The organism is Arthrobacter sp. P1_D4, assembly GCF_056406115.1.
In genome coordinates this window covers 227973-251250 of record NZ_JBFUAU010000002.1, presented here as the reverse complement: position 1 = coordinate 251250, position 23278 = coordinate 227973, and the positions used below count along the sequence as shown (strand labels likewise).

At 67.6% G+C, this 23278-nt stretch carries 24 protein-coding genes; 12 read left to right on the top strand and 12 right to left on the bottom strand.

From position 1 onward, the window contains the following. Nucleotides 1–13 precede the first annotated feature (13 nt). Nucleotides 14–763, bottom strand: a complete 750-nt coding sequence (locus tag AC1D0A_RS02090; protein WP_476945088.1) for an ABC transporter permease — start codon at nucleotides 761–763, stop codon at nucleotides 14–16. 166 nt (nucleotides 764–929) lie between these two features. Between AC1D0A_RS02090 and AC1D0A_RS02085 the strand changes: the two genes are divergently transcribed. Together AC1D0A_RS02085 and AC1D0A_RS02080 are read left to right on the top strand one after the other, a co-directional pair. After that, complete coding sequence (locus AC1D0A_RS02085) at nucleotides 930–2855, top strand: alpha-amylase family protein (protein WP_243177788.1); 1926 nt, start codon at nucleotides 930–932, stop codon at nucleotides 2853–2855. 344 nt (nucleotides 2856–3199) lie between these two features. After that, nucleotides 3200–4672 carry a sensor histidine kinase gene (locus AC1D0A_RS02080; protein ID WP_243177790.1) on the top strand — a complete coding sequence of 491 codons (1473 nt, stop codon included), beginning with the start codon at nucleotides 3200–3202 and terminating at the stop codon, nucleotides 4670–4672. Here AC1D0A_RS02080 and AC1D0A_RS02075 read toward each other — a convergent pair. Continuing rightward, a complete protein-coding gene (locus AC1D0A_RS02075) occupies nucleotides 4620–5330 on the bottom strand; it encodes a response regulator transcription factor (RefSeq protein ID WP_028276795.1) in 711 nt (236 codons plus the stop codon). The two genes, AC1D0A_RS02080 and AC1D0A_RS02075, sit on opposite strands and share 53 nt — an antisense overlap. A gap of 96 nt (nucleotides 5331–5426) precedes the next feature. Further along, complete coding sequence (locus tag AC1D0A_RS02070; protein WP_230008878.1) at nucleotides 5427–5672, bottom strand: hypothetical protein; 246 nt, start codon at nucleotides 5670–5672, stop codon at nucleotides 5427–5429. 307 nt (nucleotides 5673–5979) lie between these two features. Here AC1D0A_RS02070 and AC1D0A_RS02065 point away from each other — a divergent pair, with 307 nt between their 5' ends. After that, entirely contained in the window at nucleotides 5980–6282 is a 303-nt protein-coding gene (locus tag AC1D0A_RS02065) for a DUF4193 domain-containing protein (RefSeq protein ID WP_028276793.1), read from the top strand. 219 nt (nucleotides 6283–6501) lie between these two features. After that, complete coding sequence (locus AC1D0A_RS02060) at nucleotides 6502–8772, top strand: putative bifunctional diguanylate cyclase/phosphodiesterase (RefSeq protein ID WP_476945087.1); 2271 nt, start codon at nucleotides 6502–6504, stop codon at nucleotides 8770–8772. 37 nt (nucleotides 8773–8809) lie between these two features. Here the strand turns inward: AC1D0A_RS02060 and AC1D0A_RS02055 are convergent, their stop codons facing one another. Further along, entirely contained in the window at nucleotides 8810–9757 is a 948-nt protein-coding gene (locus AC1D0A_RS02055; RefSeq protein ID WP_028276791.1) for a cation diffusion facilitator family transporter, read from the bottom strand. Nucleotides 9758–9927: 170 nt separating this feature from the next. Here AC1D0A_RS02055 and AC1D0A_RS02050 point away from each other — a divergent pair, with 170 nt between their 5' ends. From AC1D0A_RS02050 to AC1D0A_RS02040, 3 genes are all read left to right on the top strand, one after another. Further along, complete coding sequence (locus tag AC1D0A_RS02050) at nucleotides 9928–10323, top strand: cupredoxin domain-containing protein (RefSeq protein WP_459384847.1); 396 nt, start codon at nucleotides 9928–9930, stop codon at nucleotides 10321–10323. Continuing rightward, nucleotides 10320–10778 (top strand): hypothetical protein, encoded by a 459-nt coding sequence (locus tag AC1D0A_RS02045; protein ID WP_476944476.1) that lies wholly within the window; start codon nucleotides 10320–10322, stop codon nucleotides 10776–10778. The genes AC1D0A_RS02050 and AC1D0A_RS02045 overlap by 4 nt, the downstream gene beginning before the upstream one ends. Before the next feature lie 141 nt (nucleotides 10779–10919). Further along, nucleotides 10920–11729: a CDP-alcohol phosphatidyltransferase family protein gene (locus AC1D0A_RS02040; RefSeq protein ID WP_476945086.1), complete on the top strand. Its 810-nt coding sequence runs from the start codon at nucleotides 10920–10922 to the stop codon at nucleotides 11727–11729. On the opposite strand, the gene AC1D0A_RS02035 is transcribed toward AC1D0A_RS02040, so the two are convergent. Both AC1D0A_RS02035 and AC1D0A_RS02030 read right to left on the bottom strand, forming a co-directional pair. Next, nucleotides 11726–13228, bottom strand: coding sequence for an FAD-dependent oxidoreductase (locus tag AC1D0A_RS02035; RefSeq protein WP_476945085.1), 1503 nt, complete (start codon nucleotides 13226–13228; stop codon nucleotides 11726–11728). The two genes, AC1D0A_RS02040 and AC1D0A_RS02035, sit on opposite strands and share 4 nt — an antisense overlap. Before the next feature lie 28 nt (nucleotides 13229–13256). After that, a complete protein-coding gene (locus tag AC1D0A_RS02030) occupies nucleotides 13257–14696 on the bottom strand; it encodes a DUF2252 domain-containing protein (protein WP_476945084.1) in 1440 nt (479 codons plus the stop codon). Nucleotides 14697–15020: 324 nt separating this feature from the next. Between AC1D0A_RS02030 and AC1D0A_RS02025 the strand changes: the two genes are divergently transcribed. Next, nucleotides 15021–15350: a carboxymuconolactone decarboxylase family protein gene (locus AC1D0A_RS02025; RefSeq protein ID WP_028276785.1), complete on the top strand. Its 330-nt coding sequence runs from the start codon at nucleotides 15021–15023 to the stop codon at nucleotides 15348–15350. An 81-nt stretch (nucleotides 15351–15431) separates the two neighbouring features. Further along, nucleotides 15432–16010, top strand: coding sequence for a TMEM175 family protein (locus AC1D0A_RS02020; RefSeq protein ID WP_028276784.1), 579 nt, complete (start codon nucleotides 15432–15434; stop codon nucleotides 16008–16010). A gap of 28 nt (nucleotides 16011–16038) precedes the next feature. On the opposite strand, the gene AC1D0A_RS02015 is transcribed toward AC1D0A_RS02020, so the two are convergent. From AC1D0A_RS02015 to AC1D0A_RS02005, 3 genes are all read right to left on the bottom strand, one after another. Beyond that, nucleotides 16039–16386 carry a GNAT family N-acetyltransferase gene (locus tag AC1D0A_RS02015; protein WP_028276783.1) on the bottom strand — a complete coding sequence of 116 codons (348 nt, stop codon included), beginning with the start codon at nucleotides 16384–16386 and terminating at the stop codon, nucleotides 16039–16041. A gap of 97 nt (nucleotides 16387–16483) precedes the next feature. Beyond that, the gene (locus AC1D0A_RS02010) at nucleotides 16484–17512 is read right to left on the bottom strand and encodes a pirin family protein (protein ID WP_476945083.1); all 1029 of its coding nucleotides are present in this window, start codon (nucleotides 17510–17512) and stop codon (nucleotides 16484–16486) included. Between the two features lie 71 nt (nucleotides 17513–17583). Next, a complete protein-coding gene (locus AC1D0A_RS02005; RefSeq protein ID WP_243177800.1) occupies nucleotides 17584–18867 on the bottom strand; it encodes an SAM-dependent methyltransferase in 1284 nt (427 codons plus the stop codon). A 214-nt stretch (nucleotides 18868–19081) separates the two neighbouring features. Between AC1D0A_RS02005 and AC1D0A_RS02000 the strand changes: the two genes are divergently transcribed. Together AC1D0A_RS02000 and AC1D0A_RS01995 are read left to right on the top strand one after the other, a co-directional pair. Next, nucleotides 19082–19429, top strand: coding sequence for a hypothetical protein (locus tag AC1D0A_RS02000; protein WP_043436051.1), 348 nt, complete (start codon nucleotides 19082–19084; stop codon nucleotides 19427–19429). Between the two features lie 111 nt (nucleotides 19430–19540). After that, nucleotides 19541–19900 carry a hypothetical protein gene (locus tag AC1D0A_RS01995; RefSeq protein ID WP_476945082.1) on the top strand — a complete coding sequence of 120 codons (360 nt, stop codon included), beginning with the start codon at nucleotides 19541–19543 and terminating at the stop codon, nucleotides 19898–19900. Here the strand turns inward: AC1D0A_RS01995 and AC1D0A_RS01990 are convergent. Both AC1D0A_RS01990 and ligD read right to left on the bottom strand, forming a co-directional pair. Then, entirely contained in the window at nucleotides 19890–20027 is a 138-nt protein-coding gene (locus tag AC1D0A_RS01990; protein WP_243177802.1) for a hypothetical protein, read from the bottom strand. The two genes, AC1D0A_RS01995 and AC1D0A_RS01990, sit on opposite strands and share 11 nt — an antisense overlap. Nucleotides 20028–20094: 67 nt before the next feature. Then, nucleotides 20095–21120, bottom strand: a complete 1026-nt coding sequence (ligD, locus tag AC1D0A_RS01985; protein ID WP_243177803.1) for a non-homologous end-joining DNA ligase — start codon at nucleotides 21118–21120, stop codon at nucleotides 20095–20097. A 69-nt stretch (nucleotides 21121–21189) separates the two neighbouring features. Here ligD and AC1D0A_RS01980 point away from each other — a divergent pair, with 69 nt between their 5' ends. After that, nucleotides 21190–21879, top strand: a complete 690-nt coding sequence (locus AC1D0A_RS01980; protein ID WP_476945081.1) for an alpha/beta hydrolase family protein — start codon at nucleotides 21190–21192, stop codon at nucleotides 21877–21879. A gap of 23 nt (nucleotides 21880–21902) precedes the next feature. On the opposite strand, the gene AC1D0A_RS01975 is transcribed toward AC1D0A_RS01980, so the two are convergent. After that, nucleotides 21903–23126, bottom strand: coding sequence for a macrolide family glycosyltransferase (locus AC1D0A_RS01975; RefSeq protein ID WP_243177805.1), 1224 nt, complete (start codon nucleotides 23124–23126; stop codon nucleotides 21903–21905). Nucleotides 23127–23278 lie beyond the last annotated feature (152 nt).

Sequence of the window (23278 nt, the reverse complement as noted above, 5' to 3'; positions counted from 1 at the left end):
CAAGGCGCGGACGCTAGCGTGGACGCACCGGACGCACCCTCACCGGCGCGATGATCCCGATCAGGGCCACGGCGGTCATGGAACCTGCCGCCATGATCGAGGCGAGCACGACGATCTGGAAGCGGCCCGCCTCCAAGGGTGAAAGGCCGCCGAAGATCGCACCCACAAACGCCCCGGGCAGGGTAACAAGTCCCGTCGTCTTAGTCTGGTCGGTCGAAGGGATGAGGGCGGAATAGACGGCGCGCCGGGCCAGCTCCAACGTCGACTGACGCCGCGTCGCCCCCAAAGCCAGCCACGCTTCAACCTCATCCCAACGTTCATTCACCGACTCGGCAAAGTGCCGGCCGGCCAGAGTGGCGATGGTCATCGCATTGCCGATCACGATCCCCCCAATTGCCAGCGCGTAGCGGGGCGTCAGGGCCATAGCGCCCGTGCCGCAAACGATCGCCAGGGTCACCAGGATGCCGGCGGCCATCGAGCCGCCCACTACCGCCAGGCGGCCCCAACTCCACCCCAGGCGTCGCGCGGCCGTCACTGCGGCCACCGAAAACATCACGAGAAGTGCGGCGCCGACCCAGACCGGACTGGTGATAACAGTGCCCAGTATGAGGCTGATGACAGCCAGTTGCACAGCCCCGCGCAGGATGGCCAGCGCCGGCGCGGTCCGGTGCGGGATCCGGAAAACCGCAAGCAACCCCACGGTGACCAGCATCAGGAGCCCTACGCCCAGCAGCGTGGGCAGGAGATCAGTCAAGGCGGTCATCACGCCAGCCTATAGACCTTCGCGGCAGCACCATTGGCGGCATCGGCTGTCGGCTGCCTTTCCTCGCCGGACACGGCTGCCGTGCTGGGCACCCGCGCGTCCTTCTGCAAGGATGTGAACGGTCGTCGCGCCGTCGGGGACTGAAACTGGTCAAAGGAGATGCTCCATGGTTGAACCCGCCCTTCTAGCCGACGGCGTCCACAGCGAGGCCCGCCGGCATGTGCTCCGGGCCTTGGCGGCGGGCACGGGGATCGGGTGGGACGGCGCGGACCGGGCCGTCTTCGAAGAGCGCTTCGACCGTCATTTCCCGGCCTTGTTCCGGCTGTTCCACGATCTCTACGGCGCACGGCCTGATTGGCTGGATCAGCTCACCGACCTAGTGATGCAGTCTGCCCGGTCGTGGGCCGAGAGGCCTGCGCCGCTCAAGGGCCTCGACGCCGAACGGGAACACAACAGCGGCTGGTTCCAGTCCAATACCATGCTCGGCGGCGTTTGCTACGTCGACAGATACGCCATGGACCTCGAAGGCGTCCGCGCCCGGATCCCCTATTTCAAGGAAATGGGCCTGACCTACCTGCACCTGATGCCGCTGTTCCTGGCCCCCGAACCGCACTCCGACGGCGGCTACGCCGTTTCCAGCTACCGGGACGTCAATCCCAGGCTGGGCACCATGGAGCAGCTGCGTGACCTCGCCGCCGAGCTGCGGGCGAACGGCATCAGCCTCGTGGTCGACTTCATCTTCAACCACACCTCCGACGAGCACGAATGGGCCCGGAAGGCGGCCGCGGGCGAGCCGGCCTACAGCGACTACTACTGGATCTTCCCGGACAGGTCCATGCCGGACGCGTTCGAGCAAACCGTGCGCGAAATCTTCCCGGACGACCACCCCGGCTCATTCGTCGACTTGCCGGACGGACGGTGGGTCTGGACCACGTTCCACACCTTCCAGTGGGACCTGAACTACTCCAACCCGGACGTCTTCCGTGCCATGGCGGGCGAGATGCTGTTCCTGGCCAACCAGGGCGTGGACATTCTCCGGATGGACGCCGTCGCCTTCATTTGGAAGCAGCTCGGCACGCCCTGTGAGAACCTTCCCGAAGCCCACACGCTGCTGCAGGCGTTCAATGCCGTGTGCCGGCTGGCGGCGCCGTCGCTGCTGTTCAAGTCCGAGGCGATCGTCCACCCCGACGAGGTGGCCCGTTACATTGACCCCGCCGAGTGCCAGCTCTCCTACAACCCCCTGCAGATGGCGCTGATCTGGGAGGCGCTGGCCACCCGCGACGTGTCCCTGCTCACCCAGGCCCTGGAGCGGCGCCACAATATTCCGGACGGCACGGCATGGGTGAACTACGTCCGCAGCCATGACGACATCGGCTGGACATTTGCGGATGAGGATGCCGCCGAGCTTGGCATCAATGCCTTCGAGCACCGGCGATTCCTCAATTCCTTCTACGTCAACCGTTTCCCTGGCAGCTTCGCCCGCGGGGTGCCTTTTCAGGACAACCCCCGCACCGGCGACTGCCGGATTTCCGGCACAACGGCGTCGCTCTGCGGGCTGGAGGGCGGAACCGATGCGGCAGTGGACCGGATCCTGCTGGCCCACTCGGTGGCCTTCAGCACCGGGGGCATCCCGCTGCTCTACCTCGGTGACGAGGTCGGCCAGTTCAACGACTACGGGTACGCCGCCGAGGAAGGCCACGGAACGGATAGCCGCTGGGTGCACCGGCCGCACTACCCGGCCGCAGGGTACGCGCGGCGCGCGGAGCCGGAAACCCCCGCCGGGGCGGTCTTTGCCGGGCTGCGCCGGATGGTGTCCGTACGGTCCGCGACGCCGGAACTGGCCGGGACCCGGCTGGTCGGGTTCGCCACGAACAACCCGGGAGTCCTGGGGTACCAGCGTCCCGGAAATGGAACGCTGATCCTCGCCTTGGCTAACTTCAGCGACGGCCCCCAGGAGGTAACGGCGTTGACGCTCTCCGGCTTCGCGGCTGGCGCCGTCGACGTCCTGACCGGCGCCCACGTGTGCCTCGACGCGGGACTGGTCCTGGACGCCCGGCAGTTCGTCTGGCTCCGGGTGACGCCCCGGCCTTGAGGCGCTGGCCCGCTGCTCATCGGCACGGAGTAGGGAAGCGGCTGTTGTCGGCGCCTGCTGCGCCGCTTCGCCCGGTGCCGTGTCCGGCCGCACACTGGTTGAGGAGAGCGTGCGGCCGGAATCTGTGGACGAACGGCCCCGTGGCGGCCGGCGGCCGGTCTTCTGCGGCCTATTTCCACTCTCCCCCATCCCGCTGAGAAGAGACTGAGAGCAGCCTCTCTCCGTGGGGACGTGCGCGCCGGCGGGAGCGCTCCGGCCACCGCCGGGGCGCCGGCCGGGCGGGCGGCGCCGGCAATGCGGCCGCGGTGGTTGTCCCGAACCGCGCATTGACGCATTCTTGGAGCATGGCACTGGGCAAACGGGCCCCCTCCGGCCCCGCCAGGGGCGAGATTCGATGGGGCGTGCGGAAGCGCTCGACGGCGGTCGCCGTCGGCGTCGTAGCCGTGGCGCTGCTGCTCGGCGGCCTCGTCCTTCTGGTCCTGCTGCAGGCGTCCCTGGCGCGGTCGAGCGACGCCGCAGCCCAGCAGAAGGCCCTGGACGTGATCGCCGAGATGGAGGACATGGACATCGAGGATGGCCGCGCCTACATCGTTGACACCGCGCATGCGGGCCAGTTCGTCCAGGTGCTGGATGCCGAAGGGTACGTCCTGGCCAGCTCGGACCCCGAGGTCGCCAACGCCCCCCTGTCAGCCCAGCGGCCCAGCCCGGGCCAGACCATGACCCAGGACGTCTCGAGCCTTCCGAGCATCGGGGACACCGACGACTACCACATCGTCACCGTGGGAGCACGGACCGGCACGTTGAGCTACACCGTGGTGGTGGCCCAGGCCTCACAGATACAGGCGGACACCATTTCCACCGTCGCGTGGTTCATGCTGGGAGCCACGCCGCTGCTGCTCGGGACCGTGGCCGTGTCCGTATGGCTCCTGGTGGGCCGTTCCCTCCGCCAGGTTGAGCGGATCCGTGGCCAGGTGGCCCGGATCAACGCCGAGCGGCTGGATGGGCGCGTCGACGTCCCGCCCACCAACGACGAAATCCACGCCCTGGCGCTGACCATGAACACCATGCTGGACCGGCTGCAGGCCTCGGACACCGAACAGCGCAGATTCGTCTCGGACGCCAGCCACGAGCTGCGCAGCCCGTTGGCCACGCTGAGGGCCGGAATCGAGATCGCGGCGGCGGACCCGACCGGGGCGATGTGGCTTCAGATGAAGGATGTCCTCTCCGAGGAGACGGCCCGCATGAGCTTCCTCGTGGAGGACCTGCTGACACTGGCCAAAGCCAATGACGGCGGCCTGCGCGTAGAGCAGAAGGACGTCGATCTTGACGACGTGCTGGACCAGGAGATCCGCCGGCTGCGGTCCACCAGCCGGAACCGGATCTCGGTGGAGCTCGTTCCGACCCGGATCCGCGGCGACGCCCGGCGGCTGGCGCAGGTCCTCCGGAACGTCCTGGACAACGCCGACCGCCACGCCCTGTCCCGGATCGCCGTGGACCTGCACACGGCCGGGGACCGGGTCATCCTCACTGTCGACAACGACGGCGACCCCATCCCGGAGGCGGACCGGGAGCGGATCTTCGAACGGTTCGTCCGGCTCGATGGCAGCCGTTCCCGGGAAGGCGGCGGCAGCGGACTGGGCCTGGCCATCGCGGCGGGAATTGTGGCCGCCCATCATGGGAGCATCCGTCCGACGGACGGACCGGCGGGTCACTGCCGCTTTGAGATCACACTTCCCCTTCCGGAACCTGTGGAGCCGGCCGACGTCACTCCTCGCGACTCCCGGCGGCACGGGGTTCAGGGGTCGGGTCGGCGCTGAGCAGATAGCCCATGCCGCGCACCGTGGTCAGGCTGTGGATCCCGAACGGGACATCAATCTTGCGCCGAAGGTAGCCGATGTACACCTCAACCACATTGTTCGCGCCCTCGAAAGCCGGATCCCAGACGTTTTGCAGGATTTCCGCCTTTGAGACGATCTGGTCATGCCGGCGCATCAGATAATGCAGGAGCCCGTACTCCCTGGCCGTGAGGCTGATGAGGGTGTCGCCGCGGCGCACACTGTGGCTGACGGGGTCCAGGGACAGCGTGCCAAGCGTCATGATGACAGGCCTGGCGGGCGCTCCGCGCCGGATCAACGCCCTGATCCGGGCCACCAGCACCAGGAAGCTGAACGGCTTGGTGAGGTAGTCATCAGCGCCCAGGTCGAAGGCATCGGTCTGGTCGTATTCGCCGTCCTTGGCCGTGAGCATCAGCACCGGAGTCCACACCTTGCGTTGCCGCAATTCCTTCAAGACGTCGTAGCCGTTCATCCGCGGCAGCATGAGGTCCAGCAGGATGGCATCGTACGCGTTCTCCAGCGCCGCCGCGAGTCCCCGCACGCCGTCGTGGGCGACGTCGACGACGAACCCCTCGTTCCTCAGCCCGCGGCGGACTGTCTCCGCCAGGGCGTCCTCATCCTCCACCATCAGGATCCGCAATCCAGCCCCCTCCCTTTGGGCCAGTATGGCCCTTCCGGGGCCGGGCTGGAAGGAACCTCGCGGGCCCAGTGGGAGGGGATGCCCGTCGCAGTTCGGTCAGGCCTGTTGGGGAGGACCGAACAGCCACCCCGAAACGTCGCTGCGCAGGACCACGTGCGGTCCGCCGGTGGAACTGACGCTTCCGTTGGGGACGTAGTAGCCGCGCCCGGCTCCGGGGCCGCCGGCGGCGCGGTCGATGGCGTCGGTCAGGCGACGGGTCAGGTGCCCGCTGGGGCCCAGGGACCGCAGTTCATTAAGCTCGTCCTGCGTGAGCCGTCCCAGCACTGCAGCAATATCGGCCATGGTGAATCCTCCCGACGGATGGTGCGGATGGTGCCCAAGGTGGATGGTGCCTAAAGAATCAGGCTAGGGCAGCCAAATTAACGGCACGTGACGCCCCGGTGACCAGTGGCGAACAAAGCAGGAAGGCCGGCGTCGCGGGCGTCCGCCTCCGGGTGTCATGAGCGTCACTGCCGCGACTGCCCCGGTCCCCAGCATTTACACGGCGTCATGCTGTACGGTTCAATCCCGGAGATCCGGAGATACAGAGATACGTAGATCCGGAGAGACTCCGAATCACACGCCCAGCAACTGAAATGAGTATCACCAGGTGGCAACCGATTATGACGAAGTACGCTCCGACGTCGCGGAATCCCGCAACGCTTCCCTGGAGGCGCTCCGTTCGGCGAATGCGCCTGACGCGCGAAGCGTTGTCCGCGAACTAGACGAGGCCGATACCTCCGAAGGCGTGGAACTGCCGGGGGCAGACCTGTCCGGCGAGGAACTGACCGTCACGGTCATCCCGCAAAAAGAAGACGAATTCACGTGCTATTCCTGTTTCCTGGTGCGGCACCGGTCCCAGTTGGCCAAGGAGAAGGCCGGCCACGCCTACTGCGCAGACTGCCTCAGCTAGAGCCCCCGGCAGGACCGGCTCAGCCGGTCCGGAAACGTACAGCCCGGCAGGTGTGGTTCCAGCACCGGACGCTGCCCGCCGGGCCGCCCGTCGAATACACTTCTGTCACATGCTTCACAATAGTGTCGGGAGGCGGAAGGACATGACCAGCCGGGGCACGTTCGGCTACGCTCCTGTTTGACGATGCGGCGACGGCCGGCACACGGCCGGAGGCTGATCATGCGTAAATCCACCAGCAGCTTGGCTGACCCTGCTGCTGCGCCGCCGTCGGCCGCCGACGCCAACGACGCCAATGGACCCGAACGATCCGACGGGCCGGCGGCCACCCGTACCCCCGGCACCGGCAAACCCGCCCGCGCAGGGAGCCTGCAGCGCGAATGGTCCAGGGCCTTCATCCTGGTGCTCCTTGCCCTGCTCGCCGGGGCCGCGGTAACCCTGGTCGGCGTCCGTTTTGTCACGGACCAAATCCAGCACGCTGCCGCACAGCACCGCGTCGAGTCGGAGGCCATCGCCGAGCTCCGGACCGGCATCGAGACCCACGAACAAGCCGGACTCCAGCTGTTGTCCGCACCGGCAGATCCGGCCGCTTTTTTGCTGCAACAAAAGGACATCTGCGCCCAGTTCGATGCCACCGCCCGGATCCTGCCGGAGGCGTACGGCATGCGGGCCACAGTCCGCGAGGCCCGGGCCGCGTGGCAGGAGGGACTGTCCGCGCACAATCTCTGGGAAAGCCAGGTGGCCACTCTCCACGGCAACCGAGTGGCGGAGGCGCCGGCGTTCGCCGCGTCCAGCGCCAGGGCCCGCGCCCTGCTCGCCGACGTCCGTCGCGCTTCGCTCGACGCGCTGGACGACGGCGTCGCCCGTGGGGCCGGGCTTCAGCAGATGGTATCGACCGTCCGCACGGCCCTCTTTGCGCTGGCCGCGGGCGGGGTTTTCTTTTTCCGCCGGCGGATGACCAAGTACCTGATGCGCCCCGTGGAGGGTCTGTACCGCGGGGTCCTGAAGCTGCAGTCCGGTGATTACAGCCACCGGATCAGCGTTGTCCGCAATGACGAACTTGGGCAGCTGGCCGAGGCGTTCAATTCCATGGCCGCCACCGTGCATGACAACCACCTGGAACTGACCTTCCGCGCCACCCACGACCCGCTCACGGGACTGGCCAACCGGGCAGTCCTCACCGAACGCCTCACCGCCGCGTTCGACCCCGGGGCAAAGAACCCGGAAGCAGCTGGCACCGAGGTCTGCGACGGGCATGAAGGCCTGCTGGTCATCGACGTCGACGACTTCAAAGACGTCAACGACTCGCTGGGCCATGAGGGCGGCGACGCGTTGCTCATTCAGCTGGCCCAACGGCTGCGGGGCTGCGTGCGCGGGCATGACCTCGTCGCCCGGCTGGGCGGCGACGAATTCGCGATCCTTGTGACGGATGAGGGCGGCACGGCGACGGACGACGTCGCACGGCGCATCCAGGACACGCTGCGGGACCCTTTCTGCATCGATGACGTCCGGCTGAAGGTAACCGTCAGCATGGGCGCCGCCCAGCGCAGCGCCGGCACTGCAGATCCGGCCGAGCTGATGCGGCAGGCGGACTTCGCCATGTACATGGCCAAGCACGGCGGCAAAGGCCGCTACCAGCTCTTCGATGCCCGGGGATATGACGAAATGACCTACCGGGCCGCTCTCCGGGCGGACCTCGCCACAGCCGTGCAGGCCGGGCAGTTGCGCCTCGACTACCAGCCCGTGGTGAATCTCGGCACCGGTGAGATCGCCGGGGTGGAGGCCCTGGTCCGCTGGGAGCACCCGACCCTGGGCCGGCTGGGACCGGCCGACTTCATCTCCTTGGCCGAGGAAACCGGCGAGATAGGCCCCATCGGCTGCTGGGTACTGGACACCGCAAGCCGTCACGTCGCCGGCTGGCGCCGGTCCCCGGGCACTGCCGAAGACTTCTGGGTCTCAGTCAATCTTTCCACTCTTCAGCTTTCGAGCGACCGGAACCTGGCAGCCCTGGAGCGCATCCTGGCCCACCCCGCCTCGCAGGCCGACAAGGTGATCCTCGAGGTCACCGAATCGGCCCTGGCCACGAGCGCCGACGGCGGGGTCGCTGCCCTGAACCGGCTGAAGAGCTTCGGCGTCCGCATCGCAATCGACGACTTCGGGACCGGTTTCTCCTCGCTCAGCACGCTCGCTGCGCTGCCCGCGGACATTCTCAAGATCGACCGTGCCTTCCTATCCGGGCTGCCTGGGGACGCCCCGGCCGCGGCGATGCTCGAGGGCATTCTGGAAGTGGCCCGGAAACTGGACCTGGCCGTCATCGCCGAGGGCATCGAGCACACCGGGCAGCTGGATCTCCTGCGCTCGCTCGGCTGCGACATGGGCCAGGGCTTCCTTCTGGCCAGTCCCAGCCCGTCTCCCGTTCTCGAGGCGCTGCTGGCCTCCGGGGCCCGCCTGCAGCCGCCGGCCGGCATGGACGCGACGGCGGCCGGCGCCTGAGCCAGCCGAAGGACCGGACAGGCGGTCGGCGTTGTGCTCAAACGGCGGGGAAGTCCAACGAGGGCTCGTCCGCGGTGGCGAGTGTCAGCACGGCCTCTTCCACGGTTTCGTGGTCCTCAAGTTCGCGTTCAACGCGGCGTAGGGCCACGGCGACGTCGTGTTCCCGGAGATCTCCCTGTATGTCCACGGCCGCCACGACGTAGAGCTTGCGCGGGCCGACGTATTCGAGATGCAGGTACGTGATGCGTTCGATCTCTGGGTGTTCGAGGAGGCGGCGGGCCATGCTGCCCTCGATATCGCCGGTCACGGCTTGTCCCACCAGGAAGCGCCGGTTCCGCTCGATCAGCACGACGGCAACCACGGCCAAGAGGATGCCCACCAGAATGGACCCCACGGCGTCCGGCACGGAGGACCCCGTGACCTGGTGCAGGAATATCCCGGCGAAGGCGATGAGCAGGCCAACGAGCGCGGCCCCGTCCTCGGCGAAGACGGCGCGCAGCGTGGGGTCGGAGCCCTTGAGGACCTGCTCGAGGGTGTTCCGGTCAAGCTCTCGCGCCGCCTTCCGGTTTTGCCGGAACGCTTGGATGAAGGACACGCCTTCAAGGACGAACGCGATGGTCAGCACCAGGTAGGCGATCCCATAGTCACCTGGCGGTTCCGGGGTGATCAGCTGCTGGATGCCGTGCATCACCGACACCACCGCGCCGGCCGTAAACAGGCCAAAGGCGGCGATCATTGACCATACGTAGGCCTCGCGCCCGTAACCCATGGGGTGGGCTTTGTCGCGTTTCCGCGCGGCTTTCCGTTCGGCGATGAGCAGGAAGACCTGGTTGCCGGTATCGGCCCAGGAGTGGGCCGCCTCGGCAGTCATGGACGCCGAGCCAGAGATGAGTGCGGCCACTGTTTTGGCTGCCGCGACGAGGACGTTCGCTGCAAAGGCAATCAGCACTGTGAGCGATGCTGACCAGGACTTCTTACGCTTCACGCAATTTTCCCTCCCTCGGCTGCAGGATGCATGCCAGTGACTACGCTATCTCCCCGGGCTCTCCCGGACCGGCGTTCGACGCCGACTGGTTCCATTCGTGCCGGTCAGGCGCACAATATAGCTAGTACGTTCATCCGCTCGTTTCCTCAAGCCGCTCGGGGTGGTGCGCAATGAATGCTCGTAGGAAGCTGTCGTCGCTATTGGTGCTCCTGATCTTGCTGGGCACCGGCGGGTGCGCCGGCGGCAGCGGCTCGCCGGCGTCGACGTCGGCGCCCCCACCCGGCCCTGCCTACGGGGCCGGCCCGACGGCGGGCACCGCCGCCGCCACCATCACCATCAAGGACTTCGCCTACGGCGACCCGCTCACGGTGGCCCCCGGCGCGGCGGTCACCGTCACCAACATGGATGCCGCGGCGCACACGGTCACGGCTGACGAAGGTTCAGCGTTCGATGCCCAGGTCAAGGGCGGCGGCACTGCCACTTTCACTGCGCCGACGAAGCCCGGATCCTACGCGTATCACTGCACCTACCATCCGGGCATGCACGGGACACTGGTGGTCAAATGAGCGCCCAGAGCCCCGGACGGACCGTGCGGGTCCATACGGCCGGCATGACACTGCGAATCCTCACGGCCGTTGCCCTGTTCATTGACGCCGCCGTCCACATCCACCTGGCCCCGGGCTACCAGGCGGGGAACTCCGCGGGAATCGGCCAAGGGAACCTGTTCCTGCTGGAATCGGCTGCCGCTGTGCTGGCCGGGTTGTACGTGCTGCTGCGCGGCAGCAGGACGGCCTTCGCCGTCGCATTCGTCGTCGCGCTGAGCGCCTTCGTGGCCGTGGTGGCATACCGTTACGTGAATATTCCGGCGTTCGGGCCTTTCCCGGCCATGTACGAGCCCATCTGGTTCTTCGAGAAGTCCGTCAGCGCCGTGGCCGAAGGCGCCGGCGCCGTCCTGGCGGCCATCGGTTTCGTCCGGGCCGGACGGCGGACGAACGGGCAGGGCGCCCAGTCCAAGCACTGACCAACCCCGGGCCGCGGACTTGCTAGCATGTGGGCGGGGTGGTTCAGGCTGAAGTCGTTTGCAGTAGGCACGAAACAAGAGGACACGGCGTCTACAGGCACGGGATCAGCAAACGTGCCCGGAAGCCGGCCTGCAGAACCGATGAGGGCCACTGCTTCCCCGGCGCCAGGGCAGACCGGGCCAGGATCGGCAGCCGCCCGCCGTGCCGTGGCGGATGCCGGCACCGCCGTCGGCGCCTATCTTGTGGCCTGGGCCTGGGCCTGGTTCGGCGCGGCGGTCTTCAGGGATCCTGTTCCCTGGCTCCTGGCCCTGGCGGCGGGGGCCGCGGTGATCATCCGGGCCGCCGGCTCCGTTTTGCGGCGGAAACCGCGTTTTTCCACCCGCGCGGACCGCGTCACCCTCGGCCGGGCCGGCATCGTGGCCTTTTGTGCCGCCGAAACGGTGGTGGGGTTGATCGCCGGAGCCGGACCAAGCCTTCTGGTGGTGGTCCTGGGCACGGCCGCGTTCCTGCTCGATGCCGTGGACGGACGGGTGGCCAGGTTCACGGGTTGTGCCACGGCCGAGGGTTCGCGCCTGGATTCGGATACGGACGCCGCGCTGGTCCTGGTGCTGTCCTGCGCGGCGGCGGGAAAGTTCGGCCTGTGGCCCCTGGGCATCGGCCTGATGTACTACGCGTTCCTCGCAGCGGCCTGGTTCTGGCCGTCCCTGAAGAACCCGCTGCCATCCAGCACTGTCCGCAGGGTCATCGGAGCCGCCCAGCCGGCGGCCCTGCTGTTCGCCCTGTTGCCGGCGGTGACTCCGGCGCTGGGAGCCATGGTGCTCGGGCCGGCGCTTGGGCTGCTGGCCTTTTCATTCGGGCGGGACGTGGTCAAGCTGGAACGGCTCCGGGCGGGACGCGCTTCGGCCGCCGGCTTCCCCGCCACCCGGGCCGGTTCACCCGCAGGAACCTAACGCGGTGCGGGTCTCGGCGCCAGGTCCTTCGTCGCCGGGCCCTGGATGACGGCGCCGTCGGCGGCAAACCGCGAGCCGTGGCAGGGGCAGTCCCACGTCGAATCGTCCGCGTTGAACGCGACCGTGCAGCCCAGATGCGTGCAGATGGCCGAGACGGCGAGGAGGTCCCCGGCAGCGCCAGCGTAGACGGCGGTCATTTCGCCGTCGATCTCCACGACGGTGCCTTCGCCGGGTCGCAGCCCGGCGACGGCCGGTTGGGCCGGCAGCCGGTGTGGGGGCGGCTGGTCCGGTTGCTGCCGCACCCCGCCTGCCTGGCCGGCGGAAGGGCGGTTGGTATCGAAAACCGCGGCCCAGGGGTTGTGCCGGCCCGACAGGGTGTCGGCCAGGATCAGGGCGGCAGCGGTGCCGTTGGTCAGGCCCCATTTTCGCAGGCCGGTGATCACATGAAGGTGCGCCGCCGTCGGTGTCAAAGTCCCGGCGTAGGGCAACCCGTCGACGGGCATGTTGTCCTGCGTGGACCAGCGGAAGCTGGTCTCCCCGGTGCCGAGGCGTTCCCGGGAGAAAGCCGCGAGGTGGCGGTACCGCGCGGCGGCATCGCTGGCGTCGGCGGCACGGTGCCCCTCGCCGCCGGTGAGAACGAACCGGGCGCCCTCAATGTCGATCGCCAAGATGGAGCGCATCGGCTCGTCGACGCTGATGAAGGTCCCGTCCAGGGGCACGGCAGGTGCCAGGCTGGCAACGACGTAGGAACGGTGCAGGTAGCAGCGCCCGGCAAACAGCCCGGCGTCGCCAACGGGGACGTTGGTGGCAATGATCACCTCGCGCGCCCGGACGGTGCCGCTCCCGGTCTTGACGACGGCGGGCACCCCGTCGCGGACCGAGGTGACGCGCGAGTCCTCCAGTACGTGGCTTCCGCTCCCGTCCACGGCGCGGGCGAGGCCTTGGAGGTATTTCACCGCGTGGAGTTGTGCCTGGCCGTCGAACCGGACTGCGCCCCGGGTACCGAACGGCAGCGGCACCTCGGAGGTAAAGACGGCTGGCAGGCCGAGCCGTCCGGCCAGGGCCGCCTCGCCGCGGACCCTGGCGAGGGCGTCGTCGGATTCGGCGTAGGTGTAGTTGGACACCCTGCGGAAGTCGCAGTCGATGCCCTCCTCCGCGACGACACGCGCAATGTGCTCGATGGCGGCCTGGTTGGCCTGCCCGTACGTGCCCGCGACGTCCGGTCCGTGCCGGTTCGCGAGTTCGGTGTAGGCCAGCCGGTGCAGGGAGGTGACTTTGCCGGTGGTGTGCCCAGTGACGCCGGTGCCAATGCGGGCTGCCTCCAGGACCGCGACGGTGCTGCCGGCGCGTTTGAGGGCCAGCGCCGCCGTCAGGCCGGCGATCCCTCCCCCGACGACGGCGACGTCGACCTCAAGATCCGTGTCCAGGGAGGGATAGCGGGTGGTACCGGTTGTGGCGAGCCAGAGCGAAACCTGCCGTCCTTCGAGCCGTTCACCCACGGCGGCGCCTTCTGCTGAACATCCGGAATCAGAGGCCCTCAGTGGCTTCCAGCCGCCCCGAGCGAACCGCATCGGCGAAGGCCTCGTAGTCCTTTTCGTTCTGGTCCGCGTACCGCTCGGAGAAGTCGGTGATGGAGCGTTCGAACTTGTCACTCTTACCGAGGTAGGACGCGATCGCGATGGGGTCGCCGGACCGGGCGTGGGCCCGCGCCAGCGTCCAGCCGCAGGCGTCGGCATAGAAGGTCATGCCGAGCGGCTTCATCCCTTCCACAATGGCTGAGCCCTTCATGTCACGCAGTTGGCGCCAATACAGGTACCGGTTGTCCTGTACCCCCTTGGTCCATCCCAGGAAGATGTCACTCGCGGCCTGCATCATCCGCTGGCCCTGCACCACACGCTCGCCCGGCTGCTTGAACTTGCTCTTCGGTAAGTGGTCCTCGAGCACCGACCTCGTCGCCTCCTTGACCTGAAGAAACAGCGGATCCTGCTCATCCCGGCCCTGGAGCAAGGCGATGAACGCCCGCGTGCCGACACTGCCGACGCCCACGACCTTGCGGGCGACATCGATGACTTCGAAGCGCTCCAGCAAGATTCGTCGGTCATCCGGCAGCGTGGCCCGGTAGGAACGGAGCTGCTCACGAACCGCTTTCTGAATCCCTTCCGCAGACATGCCGAACGATTCACCCAGCTCCCGTGAGGGAATGACGATCGGCGGCTGGCTGACGATCCGGTACTCCCCGTCCACCCGCTCGGCGAGCTTGGAGAGTGCCTGCAGGCTGTCGCGGGTGTGGGCCTTGGCGACGTTCTGTTTCGCCGTCTTTTCCATGCCGTGGGCTGCCTTCTTGAGGGCCTTGCCCTTTTGGGTTGCCACGGCCAGCTCAATGGTTTCCATCAGCTGTTCCTCGGACAGACGGGCGTACCAGATGTCCAGGGTGCCCATCTGTGCGAACTCTGCCATCGCCTCGCGGTAAGCCCGAACGGCGGTGAGTGTCGCGTCGCGCGTTTCTTCCTTGGTGAACGCGTTGTTCCGCGCCGCGATGATAAAGCTCGCGGCCATGCGTTTGACGTCGTACTCGAATGGGCCGGGCAGAGTTTCGTCAAAATCGTTGAGATCGAACAACAGGGTTCGCTCTGGTGAGGCGAAGACGCCAAAGTTGGATAAATGGGCGTCCCCGCACAGTTGGGACACCAGGCCGGCCCGGGGAGTGTCTTTCAGATCGGTTGACATGATCTTGGCGGCGCCCCGGTAGAACGTGAACGGTGAGACCAGCATCCGGCCGTGCCTCACCGGAACGAGGTCCTGTTCGCGGGTGAGGTTCTGTTCCTCGAGCAGCGCGACCGGATCCGGGCGGTCGGACGCGGGAACCCAGCCTGCGTGGCTGGAGACGGGCGTCTTTTCCCGGCGCCCTTTGCCCTTCGCAGCACGCTCCTCGACGCTCGGATGCTTGACTTTTTTGGTCTCGGCCATGATCGGCGACCTCCCTATTAGGTCCGGAACCGCCACCGGCACTGCTTGCCTGGGTCAGTCCCCGCCGAGCGCGCCAATGCGTCTCGGCTCAAGCTACTGCGATTCTGGCCCCGAACCGGCCCATCGTCAACGCATCGCTGATGGATCCCGCAGCGCAGGCTCAAAACGCCATCTGTTCCGCAGCCGGGCGACTGACCAATCGATTCATGCGGTTCGGGTGATGCCACCCCTGGTCGTGGCGGGTTACGTTCATGACGAGGCGGGCCGATCCGCTCGCGCCGCCCCGCTCGGCACACAACACTGAAACCAGATGGAGACATAACCATGGCCGAAGAAGAAGCACCTGTTCTCGCCGTCCTCGCCGACATCACCGCCGTTTCGCTCGAACGCTCCACCCTTGAGCCTCGCGAACTGATGCTGGCCCGGATTGCGGCGCTCGCGGCGGTCGACGCCCCGGGCGCCTCCTACCTGTTCAACGCCGGTACTGCCGTGGACGTCGGCATCACCTTGGAGGATGTCCGCGGCGTCCTGATCGCCGTTGCGCCCATCGTCGGCACTCCCCGGATCGTGGCGGCGACCACCAATCTCGTCCAGGCGCTGGGCTTTGCCCTCGAAATGGCGGAGGAAGAACTCGAAGCAGGGACCCGGGACTAGTACCCTTACCTACGAACCGCACGTCACGGCGTCGGCAGTTCCTCGTTGCATCTGCCACGATGCCCTGATTAAAGGCGGCCCATGAACAAGAACCGGCTGGAGGCCTTCAGCGACGGGGTGCTGGCGATCGTCATCACCATCATGGTGCTGGAGCTTCACGTCCCCGCCGAACCGACCTGGCCGGCCCTGCTTCACGAGCTTCCAACCCTGCTCAGCTACCTGCTGAGCTTCATCTATGTCGGGATCTACTGGAACAACCACCACCACATGCTGCATCTGGCCGGGCGGATCAACGGTGGGGTGCTCTGGGCAAACCTGCATCTGCTGTTCTGGCTCTCCCTCATCCCCTTCACCACCCGGTGGATAAATGACACGGGCCTGGCGGAGGTACCCGTCCTCGTCTATGGGCTGGACCTGCTGTTCGCCGCCATTGCCTACTACATCCTGAAAACAACCCTGATCCGCCAGCAGGGACGCGGCGGCGCGCTGGACCGGGCCATGGGGCAGGACTGGAAGGGCAAGGGATCGCCCGCGCTCTACATCGCCGGGATGGGGCTCAGCCTGGTGAACCCGCTCCTGGGGATCGCCGCCTATTCGGTGGTCGCCGCGATCTGGCTTATCCCGGACCGGCGTGTGGAGCGGTTCATCGCGCACACGTGAGTCCAGAGGCGCATCTGTCCCGGGGCGGCTACTGCCGGACGCGTTGAGCCAGCGAGGCGCTCAGGAACCGCAGATGCGCCGGGGCCGGCGTTACCACGTGGGCCGCGTAGCCGGGGTGCTTGCCCAGGTATTTCTTGATGTAGGGACACACCGGAACGATCGTAAGGCCCGCGGCGACAGTCTCATCGAGTGCCTGTGCGGCCAGCACCCCGGCCAGCCCGCGGCCGCCATATTCCTCGTTGATCTCCGTGTGGTAGAAAATCCGCTGGCCCGCCCCGACGTCGTCCACGTAAGCGGCCTGGCCGATCACGGTGCCGGCGTCGAGCACTTCGAAACGGCTGCGCTGCGGGTTGTTACTGATGGTGATCGTGGTCATTATGGTCTCCTTGAGCGGGCCGGATTGGCCCGGCAGTCGGGTTTACGGGTGCAGGGCCGGCGGGGCTTGCCAGTATGGGCCTGCCGGAATAGACAGGTCAGCCGCGGGGCCGGATGCGGGCATTCGGCAGGGCCGGGGCCGGGAGAGCTGCGGGGCCGCCGGGCGGGAACGGACCGAACCGCAGGTCGGATGCTCGGCCGCCGGAGCCCGCAGCGCCGGCGCCCGCAGTGCCGGAGCCCTCAGTGCCGGCGTCCGCGCCGATCTCGGACTGCCACCGGGTCCTGTAAGCGACGATCTCCTCATGGCTGCGGCCGACGAAGTTCCACCACATCACGATTTTTTCGCCCAGCGGCTCTCCGCCGATCAGGAGAACGCGGGCTCCCTCGCTGCCCGCGACCAGGGTCAGGGACCCGTGGCCGACGGGCAGGTACGCGAGGTTGTCCTTCGGGACCGGCTGCCCGTCCAGGGTAAGGTTGCCCGAGTCCACGAGCAGGCCGTGTTCGAAGGACGCATCTGTTGTGAGCGTCAGCTCCGTCCCCGCTTCGAGCAGGAGCTCGGCACCGAGCAGGGGCGTGTGGGTTGTGACGGGTGAGACAGACCCAGTGAGCGAGCCCAGGAAGACGCGCACGGTCCAGCCGTTTCCGCTGACCGGCTCCGGACGGTAGTGCTCAAAGGTGGGCGCCATGTGGCGTGCCGTGTCCGGCAGCGCCACCCACAGCTGCGCGCCGTGCAGGACGGTGGTGTCCGGGGTGGAAAATTCCGAGTGGCTGATGCCGCGGCCGGCGGTCATGAGGTTCACTTCACCGGGCCGCACCGCTGCGTGGAAACCGGCCGAATCCCGGTGTTCGATCTCGCCTGTGAACAGCCAGCTGACGGTTTGAAGCCCGGTGTGCGGGTGGCGCGGGACTTTCATGCCGCCAGAATCGCCGACCTGGTCCGGGCCGTAGTGGTCCAGGAAGCACCACGCCCCAATGAGGCTGCGCTGGCGCTGCGGAAGGGTGCGCCGCACATCCATCGCGCGGGGGCCGCCCAGCGGGACCTGCCGCGGAACCAGGAGTTCGACGCCGGCGAAGGTCCCGTCCGTTTCGCAGAGGATTTCCTGGGGCGCGACTTCGGTATTGCTCATGATGACAGCCTAGCTTCGCGCGGTCCGCGGGTCAGCCTTCGGCACACGGCCTGAACTTCCAGGACCGGGCCTCACATCCAGGCCGAACGGCGCAATGGGGGTTCCGCGCCGCCCGGGCGCTGGACCAGGATCTGGTTCACGCCCGTGATGCCAGCCTCGAAGCCGAGTGCGCTCGCGGCCATGTAGAGCCGCCACACCCGGGCCCTTCCCAGCCCGGCCAAGCGCACGGCCTCGTCCCAGTGTTCCTCCAGGTTCCGCACCCACGCCCTGAGCGTCAGGGCATAGTGGGGCCGCAACGCCTCGACGTCGATGATCTCCAGGTCCGCCGATTCGAGTGCCGCGACCATCTCCGAGAGGCTGAGCATCTCGCCGTCCGGGAATACATAGCGGGGAATGAAGGAGTCCGGGTCCGGCGGGGTCGCGCCGGCGTTCCAGGAAATCGCGTGGTTAAGCAGCCGTCCTCCCGGCCGGAGCAGGCCTTGCAGGTGGGAAGAATAGTGCTGGATCTGCTCGCGCCCCACATGCTCTGACATGCCGATGGAGCTGATCGCGTCGAACGGCCCGTCCTCCACGTCCCGGTAGTCCTGCACCCGGATGTCCACCCGGTCCGTGAGTCCGGCGTCCGCCGCCCGCTTGCGGGCCAGGGCCGCCTGTTCGACCGAGAGCGTCACCCCGACGACGTCGGCCCCATAGTGTTGCGCGGCATGCAGCGCCAGGCTGCCCCAACCGCATCCCACGTCCAGCACCCGCATGCCCGGGCGGAGCCCCAACTTGCGGCAGACCAGATCGAGCTTGGCGCTCTGGGCGGCGTCAAGCCCGGTCTCCTCCGACTCCCAGACCGCGCACGAGTACACCATGGAAGGGCCCAGGACGAGGGCGTAAAAGTCGTTCCCGACGTCGTAATGGTGGGAAATGGCCGCGGCATCGCGCCCCTTGGAATGCCGCCGGCCGTGCCTGCTCACGCGCGCTTCCTCCGGCGGCGGCGCCGGGTTCGTTCCGAGCGCGCCGAGCCGGACTGCTGTTTTGACCAGCGCGAACACCTCGCCGGGTGTCGGCGGCCGGAACGGGCCGGGCTCGGCGAACTTTCCCGCCGCACTGATGGCCGCGAAGGCGGCGAAGATGTCGCCGGGTGCCTCGACATCGCCGGCCACGTAGGCACGGCTCAGTCCAAGCTGCCCTGGGGACCACAGCATCCGTCGAAGTGCCCGCCGGGACCGGAAAACGACGACTGGAGCGTCTTCCGGTCCCGCTTCCGAGCCGTCCCAGGCTTTCAGCCGCAGGGGGATGCCGTCGGTGCCAAGGATGATCGCCAGCGCGTCGGCCAGCCGTGAAGCCGCATTCGTGGATGCCGTCATGTCCAGTGCCTCAATTCCAGTGCTTCGTCTCCGGTGCTGCGGGCTGAGCCGCGCCAGTTCCAAATCTAAGGGCATGACACGCCCGGCAACCAGAGCTTTGGTTCCGTTTTCCTTTCCCCGTCCCCTCACCTCCTCCCCGCACACCACTCCTTCCCAAAGCATCAGCGGCGAACGGCTCTGGCGCGTGGGGGTGCTGTTGCCTATGGTGTGTCCTATGTCTGAGTCTTTCTCGTCCCTCGTGGACACGTTCAAGAATGTCGGTGTGTCCCGGGCCTACGGGCCCGCCGTGAACATCGCAGGAGAAGAGATCGTCCCGGTAGCGGTGGTGTCCTTCGGGTTCGGCGGAGGCAGCAGCCCGGAAGACGCCCAGCCCGGCAGCGGCGGAAGCGGAGGCGGGGGCGGCGGCTTCGTCTTGCCCCTGGGCGTCTACGCCAAGGGCTCCTCGGGCCGCATGACGTTCAGGCCCAACACCGTCGTCCTCCTGGTGGCGCTGGCCCCTCTGGTGTGCGCCGTTGGCGTTTCGATCCGCGGCATTCTTCGCACCGTCCGTTCCCACCGCTAGCACCGCGGCCGCAGGGCCAAGGATTCCCCAAGCCCGTCCGGGCATCGTTGGGTCTGGCAGCCTGGGTCTCGGGTAGCCCTGTGGTCGGGCGTCGGACGGACTTGATCGACGATGAACTTATTCAGAACTGCATGTGCAGCAAGCCTGGGCGCGGCGCTCCTGATGACGGGTTGCGGCGCTCCCCCGGCCATACCGGGCCCCACAACCACGGTGACGGCCCCGCCGTCGGTGGTGGTCTTCGATCCGCAGACCAGCGGCAAGGTTCTGGCCGAGCGGATCAAGGCCCGCGCCAAACCCACGGACCCTGGCGTCACGATCTCCGAAGTGGAGTGCAAGAACTTCCCGGATATCAAGGTCAACACGCATACCGATTGCCAGATGGTGGTTAACGGTGTCAAACGCGGGTACCGGGCCACGTTCACCGAACGGGACGGACACTACAAAATAAAGGCCCAGGAGCTCACCTGGTAGGGGTCACGGCGTAGGACATGGCGGGTTCCCGGTCGTCGTCGGCGTCCACCCAGGCCGCGAAGTCCTTCAGCGACATGAAGCAGTAGTAGTCGCAATAGCGCAGGTTCTTCTTCTCCGACTTGCTCATGCCGGTAATTCGATGCGGGCGCGGCCACGGATGGGCCGGCGGCTGTTGCCTGTCCGCGCGGGCAGCCTCAGCCGCTGTTGCGCGCGCGGCTGGGTTGCACCCGCGGCGGTTCCCCGGGCATCTTCGGGAAGTCCGGCGGGAACGGCATCTCCCCCAGCCCGGCCTCGATATCCCTGTCCCACCATTCGAGGAGGAGATCGACGGTGCCCGCGCCGCCCGAATGCATGCCCTCCCACGGATCGCCGGTGGCTTTGAGCCGTTCCGGCACGGTGACGATCGTGAAGGTCGTCGGATCGGCGGACTCGAGCTCCTCCCAGCGGATTGGGCACGACACGGTGGCAGTGGCGAGTGCACGCGGGCTGTAGGCCCCCGCTATCGTACGGTCACGGTTCGCCTGGTTGAAGTCGGCGAAGATGCGGGCGCCGCGTTCTTCCTTCCACCAGGCGGTGGTTACCTGGTCGGGCAGGCGCCGCTCGAGTTCGCGCGCCGCCGCGATGACTGCATGCCTCACATCCAGGAACTCCCGGGTCGGCTCGATCGGTGCAAAGACATGGAGCCCCCGGTTTCCTGAGGTCTTGATGAACGCATCCAGCCCGGCCTCCGCGAGTAAGCGGCGTAGCTCCATCGCGACCGGAACGGCCTCGGCGAACCCGGTACCCGGCTGCGGGTCGAGGTCGATCCGCAACTCGTCCGGATTGTCCGGATTTCCGGCCCGGGAGGGCCAGGGGTGGAAGACCACCGTATTCATCTGCACCGCCCACACCGCGGCGGCGATTTCGTCAATGACAAGCTGGGGATGCGAGCGTCCGCTGGGATAGACGACGTCGACCGAACGGATGAAATCCGGCGCACCCTTGGGCGGGTTCTTGGAGAAGAACTGCTCGCCGTCCACCGTGTCCTTGAACCGCTGGAGGGTCACCGGCCGGTCCCCGTTCGCCGCCAGGAAGGCATCCCCGACGGCCACCATGTACCGGGCCAGGTCCAGCTTGGTCAGTCCCAGGCCGGGCCAGACGACCCTCGCCGGGCTCGACACCCGCAACTCCCGGTCGCCGTGCGGACCGCTGACGGTGAGATGGACTTCTTCCTTGGCCATGGGGACAACCTACCCCGGCGGCGGGGACAGTTGAAGAGCGGAACATCCTCCACCGGGCATGATGGACACATGACAACGCCCGAGCTCCCGATCACCCTTGACGTCGGCGACGCCGCAGTGTCGGGCGTCTTTGCCGGCCCCGAGGACTCCTTCGCAACCCTGGTTGTTGCCCACGGCGCCGGGGCGGGAATGGACCATCCCTTCCTTGTGGGCTTCACCCGCGCCCTGAACGAACTCGGCGTCGCCACCCTGCGCTTCAACTTCCCCTACCGCGAGGCAGGACGAAAATTCCCGGACCGGCCGCCGGCTGCCATCGCCACCTGGCGGGCGGCCATGGCCGCCGCCGCATCCCGTTCCGCGGGCCGGCCGTTGTGGGCCGCCGGGAAATCGTTCGGCGGGCGCATGGCCTCAATGGCCGTGGCGGAAGGCATGCCGGCTGCCGGGCTGGTCTATCTGGGCTACCCGCTGCACCCGCCGGGGAAACCGGAAAAGCTCCGCGACGAGCACCTCTATGGGCTGACGCTGCCGATGCTCTTCCTGCAGGGCACGCGGGACACGTTCGCCACCCCGGAACTGCTGGAGGCCGTGGCGACCAAAATCGGGCCGTCCGCGACCGTGGAGTGGCGCGAGGGCGGGGACCACTCCTTTGCCGTTGCCGGCGCGAAGCGCAGTGCCGACGAGGCGGGGGCGTCACTGGCGACGACGGTCGCCGAATTCCTGAAGACACACGGCGATAATCCGGCGGCCGCGCTCCCCTGACCGGTCTGGCGTCACGGCCCGGCCTAACCGACGTCGCCGAACCGGCCCGCCCCGTGCTGCACGCGCGCCTCGATGGCGTCGGCGGCGGCCACGGCCCCTCCCGCGCTGCGGACAACATCGCGCATCGCGGCCAGGTTGCGCCGGACCTGCGCGTCCGTATGGACCGCGGTGACCGCGGCCCGGAGCGCTTCGGACCCGACGTCCTCCGGCGCAAGGCGCAGGCCAAGACCCAGTTCTTCCAGCCGGCGGGCGGTGGCCGCCTGTTCCGGCTGCTGGGGCACGGCCACCATTGGGACGGCGTAATACAGCGCTTCCATGGTCGAATTCATGCCCGCGTGGGTGATGAAGACGGCGGTCCGGCGCAGTACCTGCAACTGCGGGAAGACCGGCCGGACCCGGATGTTCGGCGCAATCGTTCCGAGATCGGCCATGCTGGTCTGGTCCCCGACGGCCATCGCGACGTCCCACTCGCTTCCGCCGAAGGCGTCAAGGCACATCCGGAAGAAGTCCGGCCGGCGGTTCAGCGGGGTGGTGCCCAGCGAGATGAACAACAGCGGTCCCGTTCCCTCACGCTCCCATTCGCCGTCGGTGTCCCGGCCGCCGACGCTGGGACCCACAAACCGGAACCGGTCATCGAAGGTCGCCCCCATGGGCTGGAATTCGCGGGGTAGGAACACGATGTTGAACGGCGCAGGCGGACCATCGAACATCCGCGGTGTCCGCACGCCCTGCCCGGCCGCGAATTCCGCCAGCAATCGGCCCATGGCCAGGGCAACCTTGGCCATCTCATCGGCGCCGTCCGGTGGCGGGGCAGGCATCAGCGATCTCAGCGAGAAGTGCTCGTTGGTGGCATAGGTGGGCATGAGGGCAATGGCCGGGGCGCCGATCTTTTCCGCCGCCATGCTGCCGCTGAGCGTCATCGCGTCAAAGCAGATGGCGTCCGGCGGGTCCTGGCGGAGTTGATCGACCAGCGCCGGAAAGCTGGTTCTGAGGTCCTCGAACACGCGGTGCATGATCGGCAGCATGAGGTGCGCCTGCGCCCTCTGCCCGGGCCCCAAGGAAGGCATCGATGCCATCCAGTTCCCGCCGGACGCGTGAAAGTCCGCGCCGGCCTTGCGGATCAGCGGTTCAAAGTCGGCGGACGTGAAGTATGTGACCCTGTGCCCCCGGACCACGAGCTCCGCCACCAGCGGCAGGGTCGGGTTGACGTGTCCGTAGGCGGGAATGGAGACGAACGCAAGGTGCATGGCCATCACTCTTCATCGCGTGGCTGATTTTTTTGTTTGACGGGCAGGTTTGCCCGGCCCGGTTGACCGGCCTGTTTGCCCGTCGTCCCGCGGGTCCGGAGGCCCGCCGGCGTCGTGCTCCTTCATCATGCCCCTGTTGACCGCGCGGCGCG

Coding starts and splice junctions, on each gene's coding strand:
- ligD (WP_243177803.1), bottom strand. CDS start 21,120: ATGGCCAAGGAAGAAGTCCATCTCACCGTCAGCGGTCCGCACGGCGAC.
- AC1D0A_RS01980 (WP_476945081.1), top strand. CDS start 21,190: ATGACAACGCCCGAGCTCCCGATCACCCTTGACGTCGGCGACGCCGCA.
- AC1D0A_RS02015 (WP_028276783.1), bottom strand. CDS start 16,386: ATGACCACGATCACCATCAGTAACAACCCGCAGCGCAGCCGTTTCGAA.
- AC1D0A_RS02085 (WP_243177788.1), top strand. CDS start 930: ATGGTTGAACCCGCCCTTCTAGCCGACGGCGTCCACAGCGAGGCCCGC.
- AC1D0A_RS02010 (WP_476945083.1), bottom strand. CDS start 17,512: ATGAGCAATACCGAAGTCGCGCCCCAGGAAATCCTCTGCGAAACGGAC.
- AC1D0A_RS02070 (WP_230008878.1), bottom strand. CDS start 5,672: ATGGCCGATATTGCTGCAGTGCTGGGACGGCTCACGCAGGACGAGCTT.
- AC1D0A_RS02020 (WP_028276784.1), top strand. CDS start 15,432: ATGAACAAGAACCGGCTGGAGGCCTTCAGCGACGGGGTGCTGGCGATC.
- AC1D0A_RS02040 (WP_476945086.1), top strand. CDS start 10,920: ATGAGGGCCACTGCTTCCCCGGCGCCAGGGCAGACCGGGCCAGGATCG.
- AC1D0A_RS02050 (WP_459384847.1), top strand. CDS start 9,928: ATGAATGCTCGTAGGAAGCTGTCGTCGCTATTGGTGCTCCTGATCTTG.
- AC1D0A_RS02025 (WP_028276785.1), top strand. CDS start 15,021: ATGGCCGAAGAAGAAGCACCTGTTCTCGCCGTCCTCGCCGACATCACC.
- AC1D0A_RS01990 (WP_243177802.1), bottom strand. CDS start 20,027: ATGAGCAAGTCGGAGAAGAAGAACCTGCGCTATTGCGACTACTACTGC.
- AC1D0A_RS02045 (WP_476944476.1), top strand. CDS start 10,320: ATGAGCGCCCAGAGCCCCGGACGGACCGTGCGGGTCCATACGGCCGGC.
- AC1D0A_RS02080 (WP_243177790.1), top strand. CDS start 3,200: ATGGCACTGGGCAAACGGGCCCCCTCCGGCCCCGCCAGGGGCGAGATT.
- AC1D0A_RS01995 (WP_476945082.1), top strand. CDS start 19,541: ATGAACTTATTCAGAACTGCATGTGCAGCAAGCCTGGGCGCGGCGCTC.
- AC1D0A_RS02030 (WP_476945084.1), bottom strand. CDS start 14,696: ATGGCCGAGACCAAAAAAGTCAAGCATCCGAGCGTCGAGGAGCGTGCT.
- AC1D0A_RS02060 (WP_476945087.1), top strand. CDS start 6,502: ATGCGTAAATCCACCAGCAGCTTGGCTGACCCTGCTGCTGCGCCGCCG.
- AC1D0A_RS01975 (WP_243177805.1), bottom strand. CDS start 23,126: ATGCACCTTGCGTTCGTCTCCATTCCCGCCTACGGACACGTCAACCCG.
- AC1D0A_RS02000 (WP_043436051.1), top strand. CDS start 19,082: ATGTCTGAGTCTTTCTCGTCCCTCGTGGACACGTTCAAGAATGTCGGT.
- AC1D0A_RS02005 (WP_243177800.1), bottom strand. CDS start 18,867: ATGACGGCATCCACGAATGCGGCTTCACGGCTGGCCGACGCGCTGGCG.
- AC1D0A_RS02090 (WP_476945088.1), bottom strand. CDS start 763: ATGACCGCCTTGACTGATCTCCTGCCCACGCTGCTGGGCGTAGGGCTC.